The sequence below is a fragment of the Serratia sp. K1WW1 genome (assembly GCF_055790865.1).
Map to the genome: position 1 here is coordinate 2,220,944 of NZ_CM147697.1, position 23,154 is coordinate 2,244,097.

Sequence of the window (23,154 nt, forward strand, 5' to 3'; positions counted from 1 at the left end):
CTGTCAGATAGCCTGCAGTGCTTTTTCGGCCAACGCCGAAAAATAGCGTGCGGCGTCTGCAATCATGGCCTCATCAGGGCTAAATGCCGGATGATGCAGGCCGTATTCACTGGCGCTGCCGATGCTGACAAACGCACCGGGGATCTGCTGCAGATAGGCGGCAAAATCCTCGCCTCCCATATGCAGGGCGGCGGTCTGGGTTTGATAGCCTTCTGCCTGGGCAACTTCTGTCGCAAAGGCTGCCCATTTTTCGTCGTTGATCAGCATGGTCGGCCCGGCAAACCAACTCACCTCAATCTCTGCGCCGAAAGCGGCAGCCAACCCGGCTGCGATCTGGCGGATATGCCCTTCAACCTGGCGCTGAACATCGGCAGAATGCGTGCGTATTGTGCCCTCCAGCTCAACCTTTTCGGGTAACACGTTCCAGGTATTCCCACCTTGAATACGGGTAACGCTGACGATGGCGGACTCCAGCGTATCAATGTTGCGGCTGGTGATGTTCTGGAACGCCGTCACCAACTGGCTGGCCAGTACGATCGCATCTACACCCTCATGAGGGCGAGCCGCATGGGCACCTTTGCCCTTCACGCCAATCACAAAGCGATCGACGTTGGCATAAAAGGCTCCCCCTCTGGTGGCGAAAGTCCCGACCGGCAGGCCGGGTTCATTGTGCATACCAAAAATGGCGCTCACGTCATGCAGAACGCCAGCCTGTATTAACATCCTGGCCCCGGTGAAGTTTTCTTCCGCAGGTTGAAACAGCAACCGTACCCGGCCAGTCAGTTGCGTTTCGCGTGCTTTCAGCAGCAATGCCGCTCCCAGGATCACGCTGCTGTGAACATCATGCCCGCAGGCATGCATGACGCCTTTATGTCGTGAACTAAAGGGAGCGCCTGTGGCTTCTTCAATCGGCAATGCGTCAATATCGGCACGTAAGGCGATGACTTTCTCGCCTTGGCCGACCTCGGCCACGACACCCGTGGCGAGATCATACGGCAATAGACGCAGCCCGGCGGATTCGAGCCAGTGTCTCAGCCGTGCGGTGGTGGCTATTTCCTGTCCGGAAAGTTCCGGGTTGCGATGCAGCTCGCGCCGCCAGTCAATGAGTTGCTGTGCAAATGTCATCTTTTACCCTTTAGGCGGATTCATTTTCGGTGGCGTAGTTCGCAATACCTTCTGCGAGCAGGCGTAATGAAGCGATCCGCGCCGCTCCCTCGGCGATCGGGGTATCAATGATGAATTCGTCAATTCCAAACGCCTGCTGCAAGGCGGAAAGTTCTGCATGGACGGTTGCGGGGGTGCCTTTGATCAGCGAACGGGTACGCTGTTCAATCAGACGGGCAGGGCTACCCGCCTGGCGGGCAAAAGCCAGGGCCTGAGACTCGCTTGCCACGGTCACGCGTTGACCATTCTCAAGTTCAACCCCCCAAATCTCCACCTGAGCCGCCAGCTCAGTTGCCTCGGCTTCGCTCGCGGCGACAATAACCTGCACGGCCACCAGCGTGTCGCGTTGGCTATGGTCTCGCCAGGTATTAATGACTTCTCTCATCAGGGATTTATCGCCATTAAGATGAGCCGCAAAAACGAAATTCCAGCCCAGTTGTGCTGCCAGCAAAGCGCTCTCGTTGCTGGCTCCTAACAGGAAACGGTCTGCAACATGCGGCGGGATAGGGGTGGCTTGTAGCGCATCATCACCTTCGTCTGCGACGGGCAAGGAGAGCCAGTTATCAAGCTGCGCAAGCTGGTCGGCAAACGAGCCTTTCTCTTGCTGATGAAGACCTTGTTGCAGTGCCCGTGTCGCCAATGGCAACCCGCCAGGGGCTTTACCCACCCCAAGATCGATACGGCCAGGTGCCAACGAGGCCAGCAGGTTGAAGTTTTCAGCCACCTTATAGGGGCTGTAATGCTGCAGCATCACGCCGCCTGAACCGACGCGGATATGGCGAGTCTGGCCAAGGATCCAGGCAATAACCAGTTCCGGTGAAGGGCTGGCGAGGTGAGGGCTATTGTGATGTTCAGCAATCCAGAAGCGATGATAGCCCCAGGCTTCGGCCTGTTTTGCCAAGTACAGCGTGCGCTGTAAGGCATCAGACGCGGTTTCCGTTGCTGCAACCGGGCTTTTATCAAGCAGGCTGATTCGATAAGACATGTCATGCACTCGTTCCAATTAACATGGCTTTATTATTGGAACGCTGGGCGGGCTGGGGGAAACAATTTATTTACATTTGGTTAGCTAAATAGTGGGAAAGCATCAACAATAAATCATTGTCAGGTGACGCGCAGCAAGAGGAACATAGCCAGATAAGCCGAGATCTGGGCCAATGACTTCAAATGCAACTGTTCACTCAATGTACTGGTAATGCAAATTGACACTCGTTTGTTGCAGGAGACTATTCGGATTTTTTAATTCATCATTTGTATAAGATACTTTTAAGGATATGTAAAAATGTTTATTTCAGATGAGAATTTAAGTTGCTCCATTTCAATGTATGGGCCAAAAATAAAGCACGCCATGATAAATATCAACGTTAACGAAAATAGTGCCGAAGAAATATTTTCAACATTCTTAAACAACACCTAAACATAAAAGCATTTTAGGAGATCTTTTGTTTGCTGTAAGATTAATCTTATCTTAGATTAGGCGCTGCCTGCGGTGTGGGAGATAATATATAAACCATTGTGTTGTGAGTTATAATCTTAGCATTTTTATAGCCTCCTTAATTTATTAGGGTTGGTATACATATCGTCGATATTGTGATAACGGATTTTCCCTGTCAAATTAGATAAATGATTTTACTCTAATTCGATTAGGGCTGGCTGATACTTTGTCTTTTAATAAAAATAGGTGTCTGTAAAGAAAACCATGACGAGCTCATCAACGAATAAATTGTCTCTATGGTCTCTCACCGCTCTGGTGGTAGGGTCCATGATAGGTGCCGGGATATTCTCCTTGCCGGCGACCTTTGGGCGCGCAACGGGGGGATTTGGGGCCATCATCGCCTGGTGTATTGCGGGCGGTGGGATGTTAATGCTGGCTTTTGTCTTCCAAACCCTGGCTCAACGGAAACCCGATCTCGACTCTGGTGTTTTTAGCTATGCCAAAGCCGGGTTTGGTGATTATCTCGGGTTTGCCTCTGCCCTGGGATTCTGGGCGGGAACCTGTATTGGCAACGTCTCTTATTTTGTCTTGATCAAGTCCACGCTGGGTGCTTTCTTCCCGGTGTTTGGCGATGGGAATACCGTTCCGGCGGTCTTGGTCGCCTCGGTTATTTTATGGGGATTCCATATGCTGGTGTTACGCGGAGTGAAAAGCGCCGCCGCGATAAACACCATTGCCACCATCGCCAAAATTCTACCCATCCTGATCTTTGTCATCGTGCTGATTTTTGCCTTTAAAAGTGACGTCTTTATGCTGAACTTCTGGGGATCACCTGAAACAGCTTCTTTAGCCAGAGTGGGGGATCTCTCTCATCTCAACGATTATGGCTACGTGGGCCATGCTGCTGCAGCCGTGGTTCCTGCCGTAGAACCTGAATCCCTGTTCAGCCAGGTGCGCAGCACCATGCTGGTCACGGTATTCGTTTTCCTGGGGATTGAAGGCGCCAGCGTGTATTCCCGCTATGCCAAAGAGCGCAGTCACGTTGGTATCGCTACGGTGTTGGGGTTTATCGGAGTTCTGTGCCTGTTGGTGCTGATCACCATGCTTTCTTATGGCGTGCTGTTACGTCCCGATCTGGCGGCGCTGCGCCAGCCGTCGATGGCGGGCGTGTTGGAAGCTATCGTGGGGCGCTGGGGGGCAATATTTATCAGCGTGGGCCTGATTGTCTCGGTACTGGGGGCTTATCTCTCCTGGTCTTTGCTGGCGGCAGAAGTGCTGTTTTCCGCCGCGAAAAGCAACAGCATGCCGAAGGTGTTCGCCACCGAAAACAGCAACGCGGTGCCTTCTTCCGCCGTATGGCTGACCAACATCACCATTCAGGTGTTTTTAATCCTGACGCTGTTTAGCGATTATGCCTTCCAGCTGGCGCTCGAACTGACCAGCTCGCTGACCCTGATCCCCTACCTGTTGGTGGGTGCCTATGGGCTAAAACTGGCTTTGACCGGTGAGACCTACGAAACCGATAAACGTGACCACAAAAAGGATCTGATTTTCGCCGTTATCGCCACGTTTTATGCGCTGTTGATGATCTATGCCGGTGGTATGAAATACCTACTTCTCTCCGCCATCATCTATGGCCCAGGTACGCTGTTGTACATTATTGCCAAACGTGAACAGCGGGCAAAACTGTTCACTCCGGCTGAAATGGTGCTGTTTATTATCGTTATGTTCGCTGCAATTACTGCTATTTACACTATCGCAACGGGCGTTATTACAATTTGACCGAGGTAATTGAGTATGTCGACCAAAGAAAATACGCAGACCAGGTTTGGTGTGCATTCAGAAGTAGGTAAGTTACATAAAGTGATGGTCTGTGCCCCTGGCAAGGCACATAACCGGCTGACACCAAGTAATTGCGATGCGCTGCTGTTTGACGACGTGCTGTGGGTTGAGCGCGCCAAGCGTGACCATTTTGACTTTATGACCAAGATGCGCGAACGCGGCGTAGATGTGGTGGAAATGCACAACTTGCTGGCCGAAACGCTGGCACTGCCGGAAGCCAGAAAGTGGATCCTGGATCAGCAGATTGTACCGAATGAAGTCTCACTGGGTATTTTGCATGAAACGCGTAGTTTCCTGGATGGATTATCCCCGCGCGTACTGGCCGAAGTGCTGCTCGGAGGGCTTTCCACCACTGAGCTGGCAAAAGAAGGCTATGCCGACCACGAAGAACTGAAGCTGATCCGCGAAGCGGTAGGCATCACCGAATATCTGTTGCCGCCGTTGCCGAACGCCTTGTATACCCGTGATACCACCTGCTGGATTTACGGCGGGGTCACACTGAATCCACTGTACTGGCCGGCTCGCCATGAAGAAACCATTCTGACGACGGCTATCTATAAATTCCACCCAGACTTTGGCGCAACCAACGTTAATGTCTGGTGGGGGGATCCAACGGTGCACCACGGTAGCGCGACGCTGGAAGGTGGCGACGTGATGCCTATCGGCAACAAGACCGTGCTGATCGGGATGAGTGAACGAACTTCGCATCAGGCGATCACCCAGTTGGCTGCGGCACTGTTTTCCAATCCGCATTCTGGTGTCGAACGGGTGATGATTGCCGCGATGCCAAAACTGCGTTCCGCCATGCATCTGGATACGGTATTTACCTTCTGCGATCGCGACGTCGTCACACTCTACCCGGCGATTGTCAATCAGATCTCAACCTTCTCATTGCGCCCAGATGACGGCCCAACCGGCATGAGGCTAACCCGAGATAAAGGGACCTTTGTCGAAGCGATTGCCGGTGCATTGGATCTGAAAAAACTGCGGGTAGTGGAAACCGAGGGCAATGATTATGATACCGAACGCCAGCAATGGGATAGCGGTAACAACATGGTTGCGCTGTCCCCAGGGGTGGTAATGGCCTATGATCGCAATACGAAAACCAATACCCAATTGCGTAAGGAAGGGGTAGAGGTGATTGAGATTGTGGGGAGCGAATTGGGCCGTGGGCGCGGAGGCGGTCACTGTATGACTTGCCCGATTATTCGTGATGCCGTGGATTATTAATACCCTAGCCTTTACCCAGCAAGCTCACAAGCAATCTGAAGTGTCCCCTGCTTAACAGGCATTTCCAGTCCTAACGACGAGGCCTTTTCGAAGGCCTCCGGTCTGACGTAAGTGAGATAACCATGACGCCAGCCCCGGTTGCGCACATTTTAATGTGGCTCAGACCATGCCCGTCGTGGAGAGACTGGTAACAACAGAGTTTTGAATTGCTGGCAGGGTACTGAAATGCAAAAAGCCCGCTTAGATGCCTAAGCGGGCTTTTCTAAATATGGCTCCTCTGACTGGACTCGAACCAGTGACATACGGATTAACAGTCCGCCGTTCTACCGACTGAACTACAGAGGAATTGTGTGAACGGGGCGCATCATATCCAGCCGTGTAGATCGTGTCAACGCAAAATTGATTCTGGGGGTGCGACAGCTCATCATCTGAGCAAACTCAGTCCCGTTGTGGCTCGCTGTCTGCATACCAACGCTGCAAGCGTGCCAGTGGGTTTTGTTTGTAGAAGCGGCAGAAATGCTCGTACAACTCAGGGAAGCGGTTGGCCAGCAGTTCAGGGGCACTGAAGAAGTACTCGGAAAGCACGGCAAAGCACTCTGCCGGATCGCTGGCGGCGTAGGCATCCATGCTGGCTGCCTCTTCACCCACCATATCGATTTCATCCTGCAGGTTTTCCATCGCGGCGTGTAAATCGTATTCCCAGGCGGCGATATCGCGCAGCGGGATTGGGGGGACGCCGGTAGCGGTGCCGCCATTACGCATATCCAGCTTGTGCACCGCTTCATGGATCACCAGGTTGAAACCGGAAAGGTCGAAGGAGTCTTGCACGTCTAGCCAGTTGAGTACGATAGGCCCCTGTTCCCAGCTTTGGCCCGCTTGTACCACCGGCCCGGAATGCACCAGACCAATATCATCCTGCCATTCATCCTCCACCACGAACGGGGTTGGGTAGAGCAGGACTTCGTTAAAACCGTCCAGGCATTCTGCTCCCAGTTCCATTACCGGCAACGCAAACAGCAGGGCAATACGCGCCTGCATCAGAGATGTCAGTTCCAACCCTTGTAAAGGCACGATGCGTTTATTTTGCAAAATCTGGCTGGCGACCGCGACCAAACGCCGCTGCTCTTGCTCATCCAAAGGTGAGAGCAGGGGGATGGACAGGGCTTCCTGCCATTCTGCAAACGTTTCCGCCTGCGCTTGATTTGCTTTCCACGGCCATTTAATCATTGCGTTGCTCTAAGGGTCACTGGAACATTCGGCTGGGGCTGATAATGTCAACATGCCGCAAAAGGGGGCACTATAGCAAGCGTTTCACGCAGAGCTGCCGGAGTGGCTGAACGCGACGGCCTTGCAAACCGTCTCAAGGCTACCCGCTATGCGGGTTAAAACCTTGCTCTGCGCTACTATTCAATCACTTACGCTTAAGTTTGTCTGTGATCAAACGCCCACATAGAGTTAAATAGTACGTTTTCTGCTTCCAGCAGCTCCTTCTTTTTCAGCTTTGGTGCATTTAAAGTAAAGGCGCATCCTGCGCATAGTAAAATCCGCCTTAAAATTAACGACCATTAAAAAGGCGCATATCTCTGCTGGGCCTGTAGGGCTTAGGGGGGTCTTAAACCCAATGCTGGAGTTTTGCTTGGCTATGGATTAGTCTAAGTTGAATTCGAACGTAATAATGTATGAAAAGGTGCCTTATGACTACGGCGATTTTAAGATATGAAGTAAAGAATTTTGGTAGTTTCGGAGCTGAGGGGGGCGTTGTAGAGCTGACAACTACCTCTCGAGATCCCCATAAAGAGTTGTGGAGAGAGGTAAACGGTCAAAAAGTTAACATTATCACTGCGATCATGGGGGCTAACGCTTCTGGTAAAACTACATTATTGAAACCCATTCCGTTTCTTGCATGGTTGTTTTGGAAGATCCCTGAAAGGTTGACTGACGACATGTATATACCTATAAATGAAGGGCTGAATGCTACATGTGAAATAAATGTGGAATTTATTTTGGATGATGATTTTTATAAGTATGAACTTCGCACATGCTCTGCATTTATTCTTGAGGAGAATCTTTATAAAAAAAGCAATAATAAATATATATATGTATTCAAAAGAGAAATAGACCTTAGTACTGCGGATGAACTCAGCGCTGACTTGAAGAAAGTAGCGAAAAAACCATCTAAAAAAGGTATGGAAGGATTCTTAAAGAAAATAAAATATAATTATAAAGAGAAAAATAAAATTTTTCCGCTAGGGATTGCTGAGGGTAAAAGAACGCCATGTAATACTAGTGTTGTGTCTTCTGCTCGTAGAGTTGGCGTTGAGCTTGCTGATAAAATAACTGGTTTTATGGCATCTAGGACTAATGTTAATTTTTTTGGGCGAAATCATCACGAGTATAGCGATATTGAAGAGGCTTCTGAGTTTTTCTTTGACTCCCCTAAATCTCTAGAAAAAGTAAAAAGTATACTCAAAAAGTGGGACTTAGGTCTTGATGATATTAGAATTGAAAAAGAAGAAAGTAAAGGAGATAATGGGACAGAGAAAGAACACTATCTTTTGTTTGGAGTGCATTTACTAGAGAATGGTAAAAAATTCGAACTGCCATTTATTTTAGAATCTGCAGGAACGCAAAGTGCATATGTTCGTCTTTTTGATATAATAACTACACTTGATGAAGGCGGACATTGTTTTATCGATGAGTTGGGTGATGATCTACATCCACATATGGTTAAACCTATCTTAGAGCTTTTTAGCGATCAAGAGACAAATCCCCATGGTGCCCAACTAATTTTCGCTTGTCATAAACCGGAGCTAATAAATTATTTAGGTAAGAATAGAGTTATTATTTGTGAGAAAAAAAACAATATTAGTGAATGTTTCCGCTTGGATGAGTTCCCGGCATCTGAAGCAAGGGCAGATGAAAACTTAGCGGCTAAATATTTGTCAGGAGCCTTTGGTGGAGTTCCTGAACTATGAAAAAGAATACACGGAAAGCTCGCGTTGCTAATAAAACTCGATTGATAATCTGTGAAGGAGTCTCGGATAAAAAATTTTTAGAAAGAGTGAAAAGGTTTATAATTCAAAGGGATGGTGGCTTGCGTGTTGCAATTGATGAAGCGGGTGGTGGTGGCCCACGAGGTGTATTAAATAGGGCTATAAACTATCCTGGTGAATATGATAGTAAATATATGTTCATAGATTCTGATTTGCAGGTGTCGGCAGAAGTAAGGAAAGTCTGTCATAGAAAAAATATAGTTATAGTTCAAGCTAGTCCATTTTGTTTAGAAGGGTTATTGCTTAAATCCAAGGGGTTTACCCAGGAAATTAGAGATTCTCAGCATGCTAAACAAGAGATGAGAGCAGCCTATGGCATAGAACTTGTTATTACTGAAAAGTGGTATGATGAGCATTTAACTGAGCTTTTTTTCTCGTCTGTTATAGAGGATAGAACTAACCCCTCATCAGAGATCTTCATGGAAATAAGGAGGATGTTTGAGTTGTAATTCATTGTTTATATTTATTTGTAGCCTCTGGGGCAAGCTGGGGGCTTTTTTTGTTAAATTATGGGTTTATCTAGCGAGGTTTTGCAATGGAGTGAGTTGCATATGATAGTGATTTATAGGTTTAGCTTTGGCTCTTTTTAATGTTATGAATTTTAATGAGATATGACAGGGTTTCTTTGCGTATGCAAAAATTCTCTCCGTAAACGTGGGGCAACTATAAATAACCAAAGCTTAACTCATGCTTAACCTATAGTAAATTCTACGTATAAACACAACTACATATTAGAGAATATCGGAGATGGTTTTCATATAGCATTAGCGAAATTTACAACCAATGCTTCAAAATGACTAAGAAATTCCCCGCTCTTTCTATTAAGAAAAGAGACTAATGATGCAAATTGGCCACCCCTGTCTCTAGTATTCTGTATATCTCATCTTTAACATATGCTTTTCTTTTTTCAAGCTAACCAACCAGTCAGAGTAGACGTTGTCTGTTGGCCCTTCTAATTAAGGTATTTGGAGGTCGAGTTGGCTATTTTTTTTCAAACAATAACTGAAAGCGGAGGGCTTGATTTCAGATGCGATATTAACTCACAGTATTCTGGAAACATACTCAAGCCCCTTTGAGTACAAACTGTACACTGGAGGGCTTCTCCACTTTCACTATAACCCAGCGTGAATTTATTTAAAATGGCGCTAGCTAGCAAAAAAAGAACCTGCAATTCAGGTTGATGATAAGGTAGCAATGTTGTTGGATGGGGAGAGACGCACATGTTTGGCCGTTGGGGCGCCGTATGCAGCGCCCCAGGTCAGTCGGTTGGGATTAACGCTCGATATCCAGTTTTGTTAACGCGGCATCCAGCAGACGTTTAGCCTCAGGGATCGATTCCACGATTTGCAGCGTGAGCAAGGCTTCAATGGTGGACTCTGCCCCCGAGTTTTTATTCACCTTGGTGGGGGAGTCTATACCGTCAAATGCGATCCCGGTGGCAGGGAAGTACATTTGCGCTTTTGCCGGGTTCTGCTTAAACAGCCACAGGGATAAATCGACGGCTTGCTGCAGATAAGCGGTATCACGTGATATTTGCCAGGCCTTGACGTTGGCAAACACCATCGGGCGGATGATATAGGCTATCTGGGCAAACTTTTGTTCCTCGATCACGGTGACCTTTTCACCTTTCTGTTGAACGGTGAACCAGTTTGCCAGCCCTTTTTTGATGAGCGCGGGTTGGAAATGATCCAGTTCGTTAAACGCGGCCTTGATCATATCCCGGTCGCCCAGCTTCTCGCCCGCCGTAAGCAGAGCATAAGCCTGGCTGTTACCGTAGCCGTGCCACATATTCTGCCAGCTTAAAAACGCGCCGTTTACCGGTGAGGAGCTATCCTGAACCTGCATCAGCATGATGCCCGCCGCTAATGTGCGCATCATTTTTTCAATTTCTGGCTTGGAGCCCAGCGAGTAGGCATTGCTCAGGCCCATCAACAATACGCCCGCCTGATCGCCTGCGGTCTGCGGCAACCACTCAGCGACCGCGATACCGTCTTTTTCACCGCGTGTCTGCTTGAAGTTAAAGTCTTTATAAATGACATCGGTGGTGGCGAAAATGGTTTCATGCACCTTTTTCGCCAGCGTTGCATCCGTCTTTGCCAGGGTTGGGTAAGCCTCAGTCAATGCCCATAGGGCGCGCCATGTCCACCAGTTGGGTTCCGCTACGCTGGTTTTGTAGGTTTTATTAATGGAATGGTCGGGGTAGATAAAGTTATAGAAATAGCCGTTATCCGCTTGCTGGTGGAGAATGAATTGCACCAGTGATTTAACCTTTTCCAGGTCTGCCGCCGAGCCGTTTGATTGATACTGACGCTGATAAAAGACCACCGCCCGTGCGACGTCATCGATTGCCGATACGCCCTCGATAGGATCTTTAACCCAGCGGTAATCCGGGTATTCGCTATAGATATGGATCAGACCCAATTCCGTTTTATTGGCTAGGGTGATCTTTTGGTACAGCGCATCCAGATGCGTTGGGTTAACCAGGGCGGCAGCGGCAGAAAACGTGGTTAATCCGATCAGGCAAACCAGGGTATTTAATAATTTCATGTTGTTACCTTATTTTTATTGAGTTATTGCTTTCAACTTAGAAAACATAGTTCACACCCAGTTTGCCGAAATTGGTCTCAGTATTTTTATATGCATTCGGGTCGCGAACGTTGTGATCCCAGAATTTTTTGTCGTGCTCTACCCGGTAAAAGTACTCGGCCACCGCATAAAATCTATCGGTGATCGGGTAGCTATAGTTAAAGATATACTTCTCGCTTCTGGAGGTTTCCTTATAGCCATCACGCCCGCCAATGCGGCGTAATTGAGGCTCCATCTTAAGCAGGAAGTTACTTTTACCCATGCTCCAGGCAACCCATGGGCGAAATTCCTGTTCCAGCACGTTCGCCGTCTTGTCGCCATCATGGTTGAAGTCCTGGCCCTCTTTGCGGAACACTTCAAATCCGACGTTCACACGATCCGCTATGTGATAGTTAAAATTCACCAGCGCTTCATAAAATTGGAAACGTCCGCTATCGGCACCGCGGGCATCCTTGTCTTCTACCAGCATTTTAATATCGGTGTTGACGCTGAAGTTGTCCGATACCTGATAACGGTAGTATGGGCGGAAGCCATAACCATCACCGCCAATATTGTTGTTGCTGCCGGTGGTACGGTTCTTCTCATAGCCGGTTTTACCCAGGTAGATCCCTTCCAGCATAAACCAGTGTTTATCTATACTTTTCGCCCACGCCGGACGAATTTCCATTTCGATCATGCGAAAATCGACTTTATGCTGGCTGTCATTGCGTGAGTCGTTGGTAAAATGTACCTGCTTGAGTACGAAACCGGTGTTCCAGCCAGTGTCACCAAAGTTGACCCGCCCATCGGCGAAGACGATTTCATGCACCGGACGGGAGTTGGTGCTGCGGCCTTCATTGCGGAAATGCTCTATTTTATACTCTGCCAACCAGTTACCGTGGAAATAGGAACGTTCATCCTTTGGTAGACGAATAATGCCTACGCTCTCATCGCTGAGTTCTACTACCGTTTCCACCGTCTCGCCATTCTCTTTAATTATTCTAATCTTGTCACCGGCGAAAATAGGGCGACTTTCAGCACTTGGGGTATTACCTTTAATTAGTGCGCTCTCCGCATGAACGGTAGCGCTGAGACCAGCCAGCAACAGCAGAGAAAAAATTTTAGAGTATTTCATTATAATCCCTTCTAAACTGGTGGTATTGCCTGGTTTTTGGCAATAGCAATACCATCCAATATTATTAATATTAGTTTTTCCATTAAGCCAGTTAAAAGCGCAATTTCGATTGCTTGCGAATTAAATCCCGATAAAAGGATCCTCAATATCAATCCAGTGCGCTTGTGCGTCGCTGGCACCGACATATAACCGCCAACGATTATCGGCTAATGCGATAAGGCCGCCTGGGAAAATGACATCTACCAAGTCAGGGCGTTTAGCATCGCCTGGTAGCAGATTACTTCTTGCTGCAATTATTTTTATGGGGCTGTAGTTTTTAGTGTCCGGATTGAAGATAAAGACGCCCGGGTAGTAGTGCCTCCTTTGTTGTTGATCAAAACAGGCGATATGGGCCAGTAAGCCGATAGTGCCGTCGCTCAGTAAATGCGTTTCGTTGACGCCGCCCCATTCGTCGCTGTTGAACTGCCGATCGAGTAGTTGCGCATTGGCGATAGTGTCTGGCGTGAGTTCCTCCAGGCAGCTGATCTCAACATATCCAATGGTTCCCCTGCCGCCGATGTTGCCCTGTGGCCGGGTAAATACCCCAATGCGCCCTGGTTGGATCTGGCATAGGCGGATATCTTTCATGCCTGAAGGGCCGCACGCAAAACGGTTTAATGACAGGATGTCACGGCCGCGATAAAACACGGTGTGCCAGATAAGCTGCTCTGGGTGCTCGGGATGGGGGTTGATCTCGACGCCACCAAATATCAGTTCACCAGCGATAAAACAGAAAAAGGGATCCTGTAACGGGAACGTGGGTGCATTTTCCACCGGAGCCCATTTTCCCTGCTGCTCTTGGAAGAAAACAATGGTCGAGTGCTCAGAGTCCCTGGCCTCAACCCGTCCGGCGATGACTTGCAGCCCGGCCGAGGTAAAGGGAGCGGTAATGTTGTAAACATCCTTGTCACCTACACCGGTGAATTCGAGCCGGTCAGTGGTGAAGGTGATACCCGACGTTCGCTGGTGATAGTCGGCAATCAGTTGTGCCACGCTGGCCGGAGAATTAGTCTTCATTGCGTATTTTCCCTCATTACACCGACAGGTGTTGCCATAGTTGGGCCAGCGGCATTTCAGCCAGGCACATGCTTTCGTCAGCGGCGCCGTAGTAGACCCGCAGGGTATCGTTCTCAATCAACGCACCGCAGGTAAAGACGACGTTATCAAAGAAGCCGTAAAGCTCGTAAGGCGCTTGCGGTTGCAACAAGGGAACCGGCGATTTGGCGAGAATACGGGTAGGATCGTCCAAATCGAGCAGCATGGCACCCAGGGCATAACGTTGATCCACGTCTACCCCATGGTAAATTTGCAGCCAGCCTTTTGTCGTTTTCAGCATGGGAGCGCCGCCACCCAGCTTTAACGCATCCCAGGGATCTTGCGATGTGCCCAGCAGATGCTGGTGCTGTCCCCAGTGCAGCAAATCGTTGGAGCTGGCCAGCCAAATCTCGGGTTTACCGAAGTGTTTGGGCGCCGGGCGATGCAGAGCCAGGTACTTGCCGCCCACCTTTTCCGGGAACAGGCAAACGTCGCGGTTATCCGGGCAGAAAATCAATCCCAGACGTTCAACAGAGGTGAAGTCCTTGGTTACCGCCAGCGCCGTGCAAATACCCTTGGAGGAGACGGCGGAATAGTTAATATAAAAAGCCCCCTCGATCTCGGTGATGCGGGCATCCTCACAGCCAAAGGTTTCATAGCCGTTGTCCGGGAAAATCAGCGGCTGAGTATCAACGACAAAATCCACGCCATTGCCGCTTCTCGCCACCCGCAGATGAGAGAGTGAAGTCAGATAGACGATCGCCGGATCTGCTTTGTAGGTGATCAGCCGTGGATCGCTAAAATCATAGGCAGGGTCGTTATGCCAAAACTCCCGGGTAGTCACCTGCCAGCCCGCGGGGGTTTCTTGCAGCCAAGGTACTACGGTGGTGCCTTCGTTCTTGGGGATCACGCTTTCCGCAATGCGGACCAACATAATGGTTTCATCGCCAAGCCGGGTGACGCCCGCATTGAAAGCGCATTCAACCTTAAATCCCGGACGACTTGGCGTTATGTCCTGGGGGGTAATTAATGGGTTACCAGAAAATCTAATCATTACTGTCCTCGATAAAAATTACGATATCATTGTGAGTCAATTGGCCGGGCACTGTGCGTGTATCAAATAAAACCTTCCCGTGGGTCGGTACCTGCAATAAATAATTCCCCCCAAAATTGATGGTGACGGTGGCGCGCTGTTGGCGATAACGGCGGCTGAATATCAGGGTGTCTTTGACCTGCCTCAATTGGTCATAGACGCCGTAGTGAAACACGGGATATTGAGCGCGCAGGGCAATGAGTTGTTGATAATCATGCCAAAGGGAATGGCACGCATTTTGTGCAGCCGCCACATTGATCTGGCGATAGTTTTCATTGACCGGCATCCACGGCTGGTGGGTACTAAAACCGGCAAAGGGGGCTGCAGACCATTGCATGGGCGAGCGTGAATTATCACGGCTTTTGGTTAACGCAAACTGAAGTGCCTCCTCCGGGTTGCCACATGCGGCCAGCTTCTGTTGATACTGTGTCCTGCCCTGAATGTCGTAAATGGCACCCGCTTCGGTGGCGACATAGTCCTGCATGCCCACCTCTTCACCGTTATAAATAAACGGCACACCGTGGGCCATTAATTGCAGGCAAGCCACCGCACGCGCCCTGGCAATGTCGCCAGCGAACTCGCCGAAGCGGCTGATCATCCTGGGCATATCGTGGCTAGAGAAAAACAGTGTCGGCACATTGCCTGGCAGGTCGTTCATCAGCTTCAACTGCTCAACGATCTGCGGCAAATCGAAGGTGGGCAGGCTGCCCAGGTTAAAATTGAAAACCACATCGCATAAGTCGGCGGACTGATAGCGTGCCAGTTCCTCGAGCTTGTCACTGCCCACCTCACCGACAATAAAGCAGGGGCTTTTGGCCCGCGCATGCGCGATTAAATCAGCGAGGCATGACTCGATACCGGGCTGATTAATATCGTACAGGTGCTGCTGTTCACCGTTTTCCAGCGGAGGGTTATCTGTTCGCTGGGTGCTGCATGACAGGAAGTTGATCACGTCCAGCCGGAAACCATCCACCCCCAAGGCTTGCCAGAAGTCCAGTACACCCTTGGCAAGCTCTGCGACCGCCGGGTTGGCCCAGTTCAGGTCGGCCTGCTCAATGGCAAACTTGTGGTAATAGTATTCACCGCCAGTAGCTTCAGGCTCCCATGCCGATCCACCAAAAAACGACTGCCAGTTATTGGGTTGGCGAGTGAAAATAAAATAGTCACGATATTGGCTGTGCGGATTATTCAGCGCGTCTTTAAACCACGGATGCTCGGTAGAGACGTGGTTAAGCACCATATCAATGATCACCCGAATATTACGCCGATGGGCTTCGGCGATTAACCGCTCGAAAACCGCCAGCGTGCCATACTGCGGGGCGATATTAAGATAATCGCTAATGTCATAACCGTTATCCACCTGAGGAGAAGGGTAGAAAGGGGTGATCCATAACCCGCCAATCCCCAGTTCCTGCAGGTAATCCAGCCGATCAATCAGCCCATGAAGATCGCCTGTCCCATCTCCGTTGCCGTCCTGGAAACTGGGTAGATAAACCTGATAGAACACGGCCTCACGCCACCACGCTTGATCAGTCATTGCACGAGTCCCTTATTTCAGCGACAGGGACATGCCCTGCATAAAGTACTTACGGAATAAGATAAACAGCACGACGATCGGGATGGTCTGGAGCACGGCACCGGCGATCACTGGCCCCACATAGACGCCATAGGATTTACTGAAGGTGGCCAGCAACACTGACAGCGGCATTTTGCTTTCGTCCTGGATAACGATCAGTGGCCACAGGAAGTTGTCCCAGGTACCGACGAAGGTGAACAGCGCCACGATGGCGATAATTGCCTTGTTCAGCGGCATCATCAGGTAGATCATAATTTGCCACAGGCTGGCGTTATCGATCTTGGCCGCATGAATATAGTCGTTAGGCGTCCCCTGAAAGCTTTGTGAAATCATAAAGATCCCCCAGGCACTCATCAGGAACGGCACAATCATGGCGCTGTAAGTGTTTAACAGCCCCAGCTCCCGAACCAGAACGAATTGCGGGATGATAAACATAAATGCCGGGAACACCATTTGTAAAAACAGCAGGTTTTTAAATAACCGTTGGCCGGTAAACTGCATTTTAGCCAGCGCAAAACCGATAAACATCGAACTGAGGGTAACTGCTACCGTCACCGTAGTAGAAATAAACAACGAGTTAAGCAAGGTTTTTAAAAAGGGTTTCTCTACCCGCCCGGTGCTTTCAAACAGAAAACGATAGTTATCGAGTGAATAAGCCCCTTCAAACATCCCGCTGGTATAAATATCGGCGGTTGGTTTGAAGGAGGAAAGCACCATCCAGATATAAGGGTACAGCCACGAGAGCGCCAAAAAGAACATAACCAGATGAATAATCAGGCTGTTGATAGATTTTTTCATTTAAACGATCTCCACCTTTCTTTCCAGCAGCTTTCTGACGATCAGGATCAGGGTGAAGCTAATCAGTGCGATAAAAATAGACATGGTGGCTGCCCAGCTAGGTTGCATTTTCATAAATGCGGCCTCATACATCACGATCATCGGCGTCGTGGTGCTGTTTAATGGGCCACCGCCGGTAATCAGATAGGGTTCGGTAAAGATCGCAAAAGAGACCGTAATGGCTAATACCAGCACCATAATCAATTGCGGGTTGATCAGCGGTAATGTGATACGGAACAATCGCTTGAGAGGCCGGGTGTTATCCAGTTCCGCTGCCGAGTAAATTTCTTTGGGGATGCTGTTCAGACCAGAAAAGAGTATCAGTCCGTAATAGCCGACAAACTTCCAGGTCACCACCAGCGAGATGGACAACATGGCGAAGTCCGGGCTGGTGAGCCAGGGCAGAGTAAAGCCGAACCATTCATCCAGAAAGGTGTTCAACGGCCCGTTCTGGCTAAAGATCTTGGAGAATACGATGGAATAGGCCACGCCGGAAGAGACGTTGGCTAATAAAAAACTCAGGCCAACAAAGGTTCTGCCATACTTCAATTTCTGTAAGCCAAACGCGAACAGTAGCGAAGAAATGAATACTACCGGCAGGTAGTACATTAAAAAACGCAGTACGTTCAACATCGATTTCCAGAACAACGGATCTTGCAACACCATAATAAAATTTTGCACGCCGTTGAACGAAGGAATGCCTACAAAACGCCATTCAGTCAGCGATAACACTGCGAGCCAAATAAAGGGGTACAGCCAGAATATACTGGTATATCCCAGATAGGAGGCCGCCAGAATACCGCCTACATGTTTATCTTTAAGCTTTGGAAAAATCATAACTAACGGCCACCCTCAGATGAAGCATTAAACGAGAAATCCATAAAATGGAGTAATCAGGGCTTTAACAGCGCGTTCACTTCCTGCGCGGATTGCTGCAAAGCTTCATCCGGCGTTACGGTTTTAAACACGGTTTTCTCCAGCATTTGCGTCATACTGCGTTGAATTTCCACCGTTTCACTGCTGGATGCAGGCGGTATTGCCACGTTGACATATTTGGCGTAGACCGCGGCGTAAGGGTTATCCTGGTAATATTGGGTAAACAGTGGGTTGGTAAGCAAATCCGCTCTGGCCGGTGGCATACCCGTCAGTTCAACCCAGCGCTTATCGAATTTGGGTTGGCTGAACACCCACTGGATAAACTCCCAAGCTTCGGGTTTGACCTTGGAATGGCTGAACAGGACCAGCCCTTTACCATCGGCAAAGGTGTAAGGCATTTCCTGTTTATCTTTGACCAGCATCGGGCCAATCTTTATCTGCTTGAGGATTTCCGGATACTGTTGCTGATAGCGGCTGATATCCCAGGGGCCGCGCACTGCGCCCATCACTTTGCCGGTCACCAATGGGTCATCCTGGCCGAAGTCGTAGACCGTCCATTTCTTTTCAAACAGCGTATTTAAGAAACCGATGACGTCGCGCCCAGCCTGGTTGTCATAGGTGGCTTGCTTGTCGGCGATATAAGGCTTGCCGCCACTCTGAGCGTAATAGAGGGCGATAAAATCAAACCAGCGGTCCCACCAGTTGCGGCCAGATGTGGCTTGCACCGCATAACGTTGGTTCTCGATGGTATATTTTTCACTGAGGGCGTATACCTCGTCATAGGTTTGCGGGATGCCGCTAAAACCCTGTTCCTGTAATAGATCGCCACGCCACCAGAACAGCACCGGATTCATGTAAATCGGCAGAATGTAATTTTTGCCGTTATAGCCCCAGTTCTTCATGATATCGCCCATCTGCCGGGCTTGAATTAATGCTTCATAGCCATCGAGTGAGGAGAGATCGACGATTTGGCCCAAATCAGCCAGCTGAGTACCGAAGCCGGTGAAAATATTCTCCGAAATATCCGGTGCGCGGTCAGAGGCAATGGCGTTCATGATCGCCTCTTCTGAGCTGCCTGCCGCCGGGATGGTGGAAAAGACCACTTTCTTTTTGTCGGCTTGTTGATTCCATTCGCCAACGACTTCGCTCCAGAATGCTTCCTGGACGTTATTGGGTGCGATCCACAGGGTTATTTCCTGTTTTTCATTATCACCAGAAACCGCTTTGTCATCACAGCCCGTAAGCACTATGCAACTGGCGGCAATCGCCAGAGAGAGCAGGGTATGGTTGATTTTCTTTAGCATGGCTTGATTACCTGTGAACTATTCGTCAGTAGGAAGAAAGGCTGGTAGGCCAATTTTTAACGTTAAAATAGCAGCGAAGATGCAGGGATTCTGTGAGTGCTCTCACATCTCATTATTTTTATTTTAACGTTAAAATGGTGACGTACGTTGCAATTTTAACGTTAAAAATGGGGTAACATACCTTTCCTGGTGGTGAGAACCAATCATTTCCTACCGCGGATTGGGATATAGTATGAGCAACTTGGTAACTTTATCTTCCCGGAGCTTTTGACATGACCACTGGTAAAAAACGCGAAACACTTAAAACCATTGCTGAGGCGCTAAACGTTACACATACCACCGTCTCGAATGTGTTTAATCGGCCCGAAAAGGTCTCGCCAGAACTGCGAGAGAAGATTTTAGCCTACGCAGAATCCATTAATTACCATGGCCCGACAGGGGCCGGGCGCTTTTTACGTACCGGTAAGAGCGGTACGCTTGGGGTCATTTTTAACGATAATTTGAGTTATGTTTTCTCCGATCGTCATGACATTGCGTTGATGCGTGGCATTGCCGAGGAGTGTGAGAAAAATGGCATTAACATCGCGCTGATGCCACTAAGAGTGAATAACGAATTTAAAAAGCGCATGTTAAGCGCCGTCGTCGATGGCTATATTTTAAATGCCACCTATAGCAATGATGAAATTGTCCAGGCGGCATTAACCAGCGGCTTGCCGGTGGTCACTACCGATATCAAACTGCAGGACTTCACCTGTGTTTCCATTGATGACGTTGCCGCTATGAAGGCCATTTGCCAGCATCTGCTGGCGGCTGGGCATAAAAAATTCGGCATTGTCGCTTTCCCGGTGAAGAAGCAAGCGGGCGTGCTGTCATCACTGGCTGAATTCTCCAGCGAATTTGACAACGGCGTGGCCTTTGGGCGTGTTAGCGCATGCATCAAGGCGCTGTCAGATGCCGGTATTGATTTGACCACCAGCCACGTTGTGGAACAACTGCATGACGAAGCCGGGGGAGAAGAGGGGGCCAAGGTACTGCTTACCCGCGAACCGGGCATTTCGGCCATCATCTGCCTGTCCGATCGCTTTGCTTTCGGCGTTTACCACTACTGCCAGAGTCAGCATATTACGGTCCCTGGTCAGATTGCGATCACCGGGTTTGACGATATTGATATTCAGGATCCACCGATCGCGCTGACCACCATCCGCCAACCTATTGTTGCCAAAGGGCGTCATGCCGCCCGGGCGTTGATTGCGGGTCAAATAACCGAAGATATCTTTCTCGATTATGAACTTATTGTCCGGGATTCGGCATAACCACATGGAAAGGAAATGGAAAAGTTAACCTGTTTTAAAGCTTACGATATTCGGGGCAAGTTGGGTACGGAACTCAATGAAGAGATTGCCTGGCGCATTGGCCGTGCCTACTGCCAGTGGCTAAAGCCGCAGAAAGTGGTGGTAGGTGGAGATGCTCGGGCAACTAGTGCCGCTTTGAAGCAGGCGCTGGCAGAAGGGCTGATGAGTGGCGGGGCTGATGTGATTGATATCGGCATGGTGGGCACCGAAGAAGTTTACTTTGCCACCCGCTTTTATGGCGTCGATGGTGGCATTCAGGTTACCGCCAGCCATAATCCGATTGACTACAACGGCATGAAGCTGGTTAAACAGGATTCTCGGCCCGTCAGCGGGGATAACGGACTGTATGAGATCCAGCAACTGGCCCAGGAAAATCAATTTACGCCGTCAGCCACCCCAGGGCAGCTTTCCGTTGAGTCTAACCGCGAACACTACATTGAGCACTTATTAAGCTACATCAATCCTGGCGTGTTAACGCCGATGAAGATTGTGGTCAACGCTGGCAACGGCGCAGCGGGCCCGACTCTGGATGCGCTCGAAGCGGCAATGGCAAAACGCCAGCTACCGATCCGCATGATTAAAATCAACCATCAGCCAGATAGCACTTTTCCAAACGGGATCCCAAATCCTATGCTGCCTGAGAACCAGGGCGTCACTCGCCAGGCGGTGCTTGAGCACCAGGCGGATTTAGGCATTGCCTGGGATGGGGATTTTGACCGCTGCTTTTTCTTCGATCATCTAGGCAACTTTATTGAAGGTTATTACATTGTCGGCTTACTGGCGGAAACGTTCCTGCGTGCCGACAACGGCGGTAAAATCATCCACGATCCTAGACTGGTCTGGAATACCCAAGCGATTGTGCAGGCGCTGAATGGCACCGCGATCGAATCAAAGACGGGCCATGCGTTTATTAAAGACACCATGCGCCAGCATGATGCCGTTTACGGTGGCGAAATGAGTGCCCACCACTATTTCCGCAATTTTGGTTACTGTGATAGCGGTATGATCCCCTGGCTGCTGGTGATCGAATTACTGTCGCGCAAGGCAACATCGCTATTTTCCTTGATTGAAGCCAGCAAAGCGCACTTCCCTGTATCAGGGGAACTTAACTTTACCGTTGAGGATACTGATGCCAGCATCCGGCAAATCAAACAGTTTTATGCCGATAGCGTGCTGCGTATCACGGCAACTGACGGTCTGAGCATGGAGTTTGAGCACTGGCGCTTTAACCTGCGTGCCTCCAATACTGAACCCCTGCTACGGCTAAATATTGAAACCCGCGGGGATACTCAGTTGTTGGAACAAAAAATCACGCAGTTGACCAAGCTTATTCAATTTATTACCGATTAGTCATCGCCTGCGGCGATAAAGTTATAGTCAAACGGCTTATTCTTTGGCGTTTATCTTTGCCGTAATTTAACGCCTGTAGATATAATGGTTAATTAAAGTTATCCGTGGATAAGCTGAATAGATGACAGCGCAATGTTGGAGTGGATAATGGCGAGCGTTTCTCTCAAAAATGTCGAAAAGTCTTACGGAAATATCAAAACGATTAATAGCGTAAACCTTGAGGTTGCCTCCAGGGAGTTTATTGTGCTGGTCGGCCCTTCTGGTTGCGGAAAGTCTACGTTACTCAGAATGATTGCTGGCCTCGAAGAAGTTAGCGGGGGTGAAATAAAGATAGACAATAAGGACGTTACCCATATGAATGCCGGGGAGCGTGGTGTAGCGATGGTGTTCCAGTCTTACGCTCTGTATCCCCATATGACCGTGCGTGAAAATCTGGCGTTTGGTTTGAAAAACATCAAAACGCCGAAGCCGGAGATCGCCGCGCGGATCGCCAATGCGTCCGCGATCTTGCAACTTGATAATTACCTGGAGCGTTTGCCACAGCACTTATCCGGCGGCCAGCGCCAGCGTGTTGCGATCGGGCGTTCGATAGTCAGCTGCGCTAACGTGTTTTTGTTTGATGAACCGTTATCCAACCTCGATGCCGCGTTGCGTATCCAGATGCGGCAGGAGATCGGCAAACTGCATGACAATCTAGGTAAAACCACCATCTATGTGACCCACGATCAAACGGAAGCCATGACGCTGGCCGATCGGATCGTCATTTTGAACCAGGGAAGAATAGAGCAGGTAGGAACGCCGGAAGAAGTCTATAACCATCCGGCCAATATCTTTGTCGCCGGATTTATTGGCGCGCCGAAAATCAATCTGTTTGCCGTCACCTATGAACATAGCGGCCGGGTGAAAATCAATGGGCACAGCTTTTTTATTCCGCAGCTGGCGAATGCTGATTTGGCAGCAGGCACGGCATTGACATTAGGTATCCGGCCCGAACATTTCTCCTTAACCGATAGTGCCGAGCTCTGCCTGAAGGTGAAAAACGAGCTCACCGAAATGCACGGTGACTCCACGGTGGTGTTGCTTGGCTCCGGGCAATACGGCACCTTACAAATGAAGGTTCCTTATCAACTGAAGCTTGCCACCGGTGAAGAGGTAAGCATCGGTACCTCCTGCGATAATATTCTGGTGTTTGATGAGCACGGTAAGGCGATACGTGACGTTTAGCTAAAGGTAGCGGTGATCCCCGCAGTAGCGCGGGGATCGGCGTG

The 23,154-nt window shown here is 49.4% G+C and carries 18 protein-coding genes and 1 tRNA gene; 7 read left to right on the forward strand and 12 right to left on the reverse strand.

The genetic code is table 11. The features are described from left to right. Nucleotides 1–3 precede the first annotated feature (3 nt). Nucleotides 4–1,125 carry an amidohydrolase gene (locus ACX9GU_RS09970; protein WP_473194643.1) on the reverse strand — a complete coding sequence of 374 codons (1,122 nt, stop codon included), beginning with the start codon at nucleotides 1,123–1,125 and terminating at the stop codon, nucleotides 4–6. 10 nt (nucleotides 1,126–1,135) lie between these two features. Further along, a complete protein-coding gene (locus ACX9GU_RS09975) occupies nucleotides 1,136–2,149 on the reverse strand; it encodes an LLM class flavin-dependent oxidoreductase (RefSeq protein WP_473194644.1) in 1,014 nt (337 codons plus the stop codon). 714 nt (nucleotides 2,150–2,863) lie between these two features. Between ACX9GU_RS09975 and ACX9GU_RS09980 the strand changes: the two genes are divergently transcribed. After that, a complete protein-coding gene (locus tag ACX9GU_RS09980; RefSeq protein ID WP_473194645.1) occupies nucleotides 2,864–4,381 on the forward strand; it encodes a basic amino acid/polyamine antiporter in 1,518 nt (505 codons plus the stop codon). Nucleotides 4,382–4,396: 15 nt separating this feature from the next. Next, nucleotides 4,397–5,671: an arginine deiminase gene (arcA, locus tag ACX9GU_RS09985; RefSeq protein ID WP_473194646.1), complete on the forward strand. Its 1,275-nt coding sequence runs from the start codon at nucleotides 4,397–4,399 to the stop codon at nucleotides 5,669–5,671. Nucleotides 5,672–5,940: 269 nt separating this feature from the next. On the opposite strand, the gene ACX9GU_RS09990 is transcribed toward arcA, so the two are convergent. Next, nucleotides 5,941–6,016: transfer RNA gene (locus ACX9GU_RS09990), tRNA-Asn, on the reverse strand. Nucleotides 6,017–6,109: 93 nt separating this feature from the next. After that, on the reverse strand, nucleotides 6,110–6,898 hold the full coding sequence (gene mtfA / locus ACX9GU_RS09995; protein ID WP_202729112.1) for a DgsA anti-repressor MtfA: 789 nt from the start codon (nucleotides 6,896–6,898) through the stop codon (nucleotides 6,110–6,112). 467 nt (nucleotides 6,899–7,365) lie between these two features. On the opposite strand from mtfA, the gene ACX9GU_RS10000 reads away from it, so the two are divergent. Then, on the forward strand, nucleotides 7,366–8,646 hold the full coding sequence (locus tag ACX9GU_RS10000; protein WP_473194647.1) for an AAA family ATPase: 1,281 nt from the start codon (nucleotides 7,366–7,368) through the stop codon (nucleotides 8,644–8,646). After that, on the forward strand, nucleotides 8,643–9,173 hold the full coding sequence (locus ACX9GU_RS10005; protein WP_473194648.1) for a hypothetical protein: 531 nt from the start codon (nucleotides 8,643–8,645) through the stop codon (nucleotides 9,171–9,173). Before ACX9GU_RS10000 ends, ACX9GU_RS10005 begins: the two co-directional genes overlap by 4 nt. An 823-nt stretch (nucleotides 9,174–9,996) precedes the next feature. Here the strand turns inward: ACX9GU_RS10005 and ACX9GU_RS10010 are convergent. The 8 genes from ACX9GU_RS10010 to ACX9GU_RS10045 all read right to left on the reverse strand — a co-directional run bounded on the left by ACX9GU_RS10010 (nucleotide 9,997) and on the right by ACX9GU_RS10045 (nucleotide 19,184). Beyond that, entirely contained in the window at nucleotides 9,997–10,653 is a 657-nt protein-coding gene (locus ACX9GU_RS10010) for a sugar phosphotransferase (RefSeq protein ID WP_349775022.1), read from the reverse strand. Nucleotides 10,654–11,308: 655 nt separating this feature from the next. After that, nucleotides 11,309–12,424: a hypothetical protein gene (locus ACX9GU_RS10015; RefSeq protein ID WP_473194649.1), complete on the reverse strand. Its 1,116-nt coding sequence runs from the start codon at nucleotides 12,422–12,424 to the stop codon at nucleotides 11,309–11,311. Nucleotides 12,425–12,544: 120 nt separating this feature from the next. Continuing rightward, nucleotides 12,545–13,480, reverse strand: a complete 936-nt coding sequence (locus ACX9GU_RS10020; RefSeq protein ID WP_473194650.1) for an MTP-1 family protein — start codon at nucleotides 13,478–13,480, stop codon at nucleotides 12,545–12,547. A gap of 16 nt (nucleotides 13,481–13,496) precedes the next feature. Next, entirely contained in the window at nucleotides 13,497–14,552 is a 1,056-nt protein-coding gene (locus ACX9GU_RS10025; protein WP_024486218.1) for a glycoside hydrolase family 130 protein, read from the reverse strand. Then, a complete protein-coding gene (locus ACX9GU_RS10030; RefSeq protein WP_473194651.1) occupies nucleotides 14,545–16,128 on the reverse strand; it encodes an alpha-glucosidase in 1,584 nt (527 codons plus the stop codon). The genes ACX9GU_RS10025 and ACX9GU_RS10030 overlap by 8 nt, the downstream gene beginning before the upstream one ends. A gap of 12 nt (nucleotides 16,129–16,140) precedes the next feature. Then, nucleotides 16,141–16,965, reverse strand: a complete 825-nt coding sequence (locus ACX9GU_RS10035; RefSeq protein WP_166732883.1) for a carbohydrate ABC transporter permease — start codon at nucleotides 16,963–16,965, stop codon at nucleotides 16,141–16,143. Next, nucleotides 16,966–17,841, reverse strand: a complete 876-nt coding sequence (locus tag ACX9GU_RS10040) for a carbohydrate ABC transporter permease (RefSeq protein WP_284121359.1) — start codon at nucleotides 17,839–17,841, stop codon at nucleotides 16,966–16,968. A 56-nt stretch (nucleotides 17,842–17,897) separates the two neighbouring features. Continuing rightward, a complete protein-coding gene (locus tag ACX9GU_RS10045) occupies nucleotides 17,898–19,184 on the reverse strand; it encodes an ABC transporter substrate-binding protein (protein ID WP_473194652.1) in 1,287 nt (428 codons plus the stop codon). A 272-nt stretch (nucleotides 19,185–19,456) separates the two neighbouring features. Between ACX9GU_RS10045 and ACX9GU_RS10050 the strand changes: the two genes are divergently transcribed. The 3 genes from ACX9GU_RS10050 to ACX9GU_RS10060 all read left to right on the forward strand — a co-directional run bounded on the left by ACX9GU_RS10050 (nucleotide 19,457) and on the right by ACX9GU_RS10060 (nucleotide 23,110). Continuing rightward, nucleotides 19,457–20,497, forward strand: a complete 1,041-nt coding sequence (locus ACX9GU_RS10050; RefSeq protein ID WP_473194653.1) for a LacI family DNA-binding transcriptional regulator — start codon at nucleotides 19,457–19,459, stop codon at nucleotides 20,495–20,497. Between the two features lie 15 nt (nucleotides 20,498–20,512). After that, on the forward strand, nucleotides 20,513–21,886 hold the full coding sequence (locus ACX9GU_RS10055; protein ID WP_473194654.1) for a phosphohexomutase domain-containing protein: 1,374 nt from the start codon (nucleotides 20,513–20,515) through the stop codon (nucleotides 21,884–21,886). A 147-nt stretch (nucleotides 21,887–22,033) separates the two neighbouring features. Beyond that, nucleotides 22,034–23,110: an ABC transporter ATP-binding protein gene (locus ACX9GU_RS10060; protein WP_473194655.1), complete on the forward strand. Its 1,077-nt coding sequence runs from the start codon at nucleotides 22,034–22,036 to the stop codon at nucleotides 23,108–23,110. Nucleotides 23,111–23,154 lie beyond the last annotated feature (44 nt).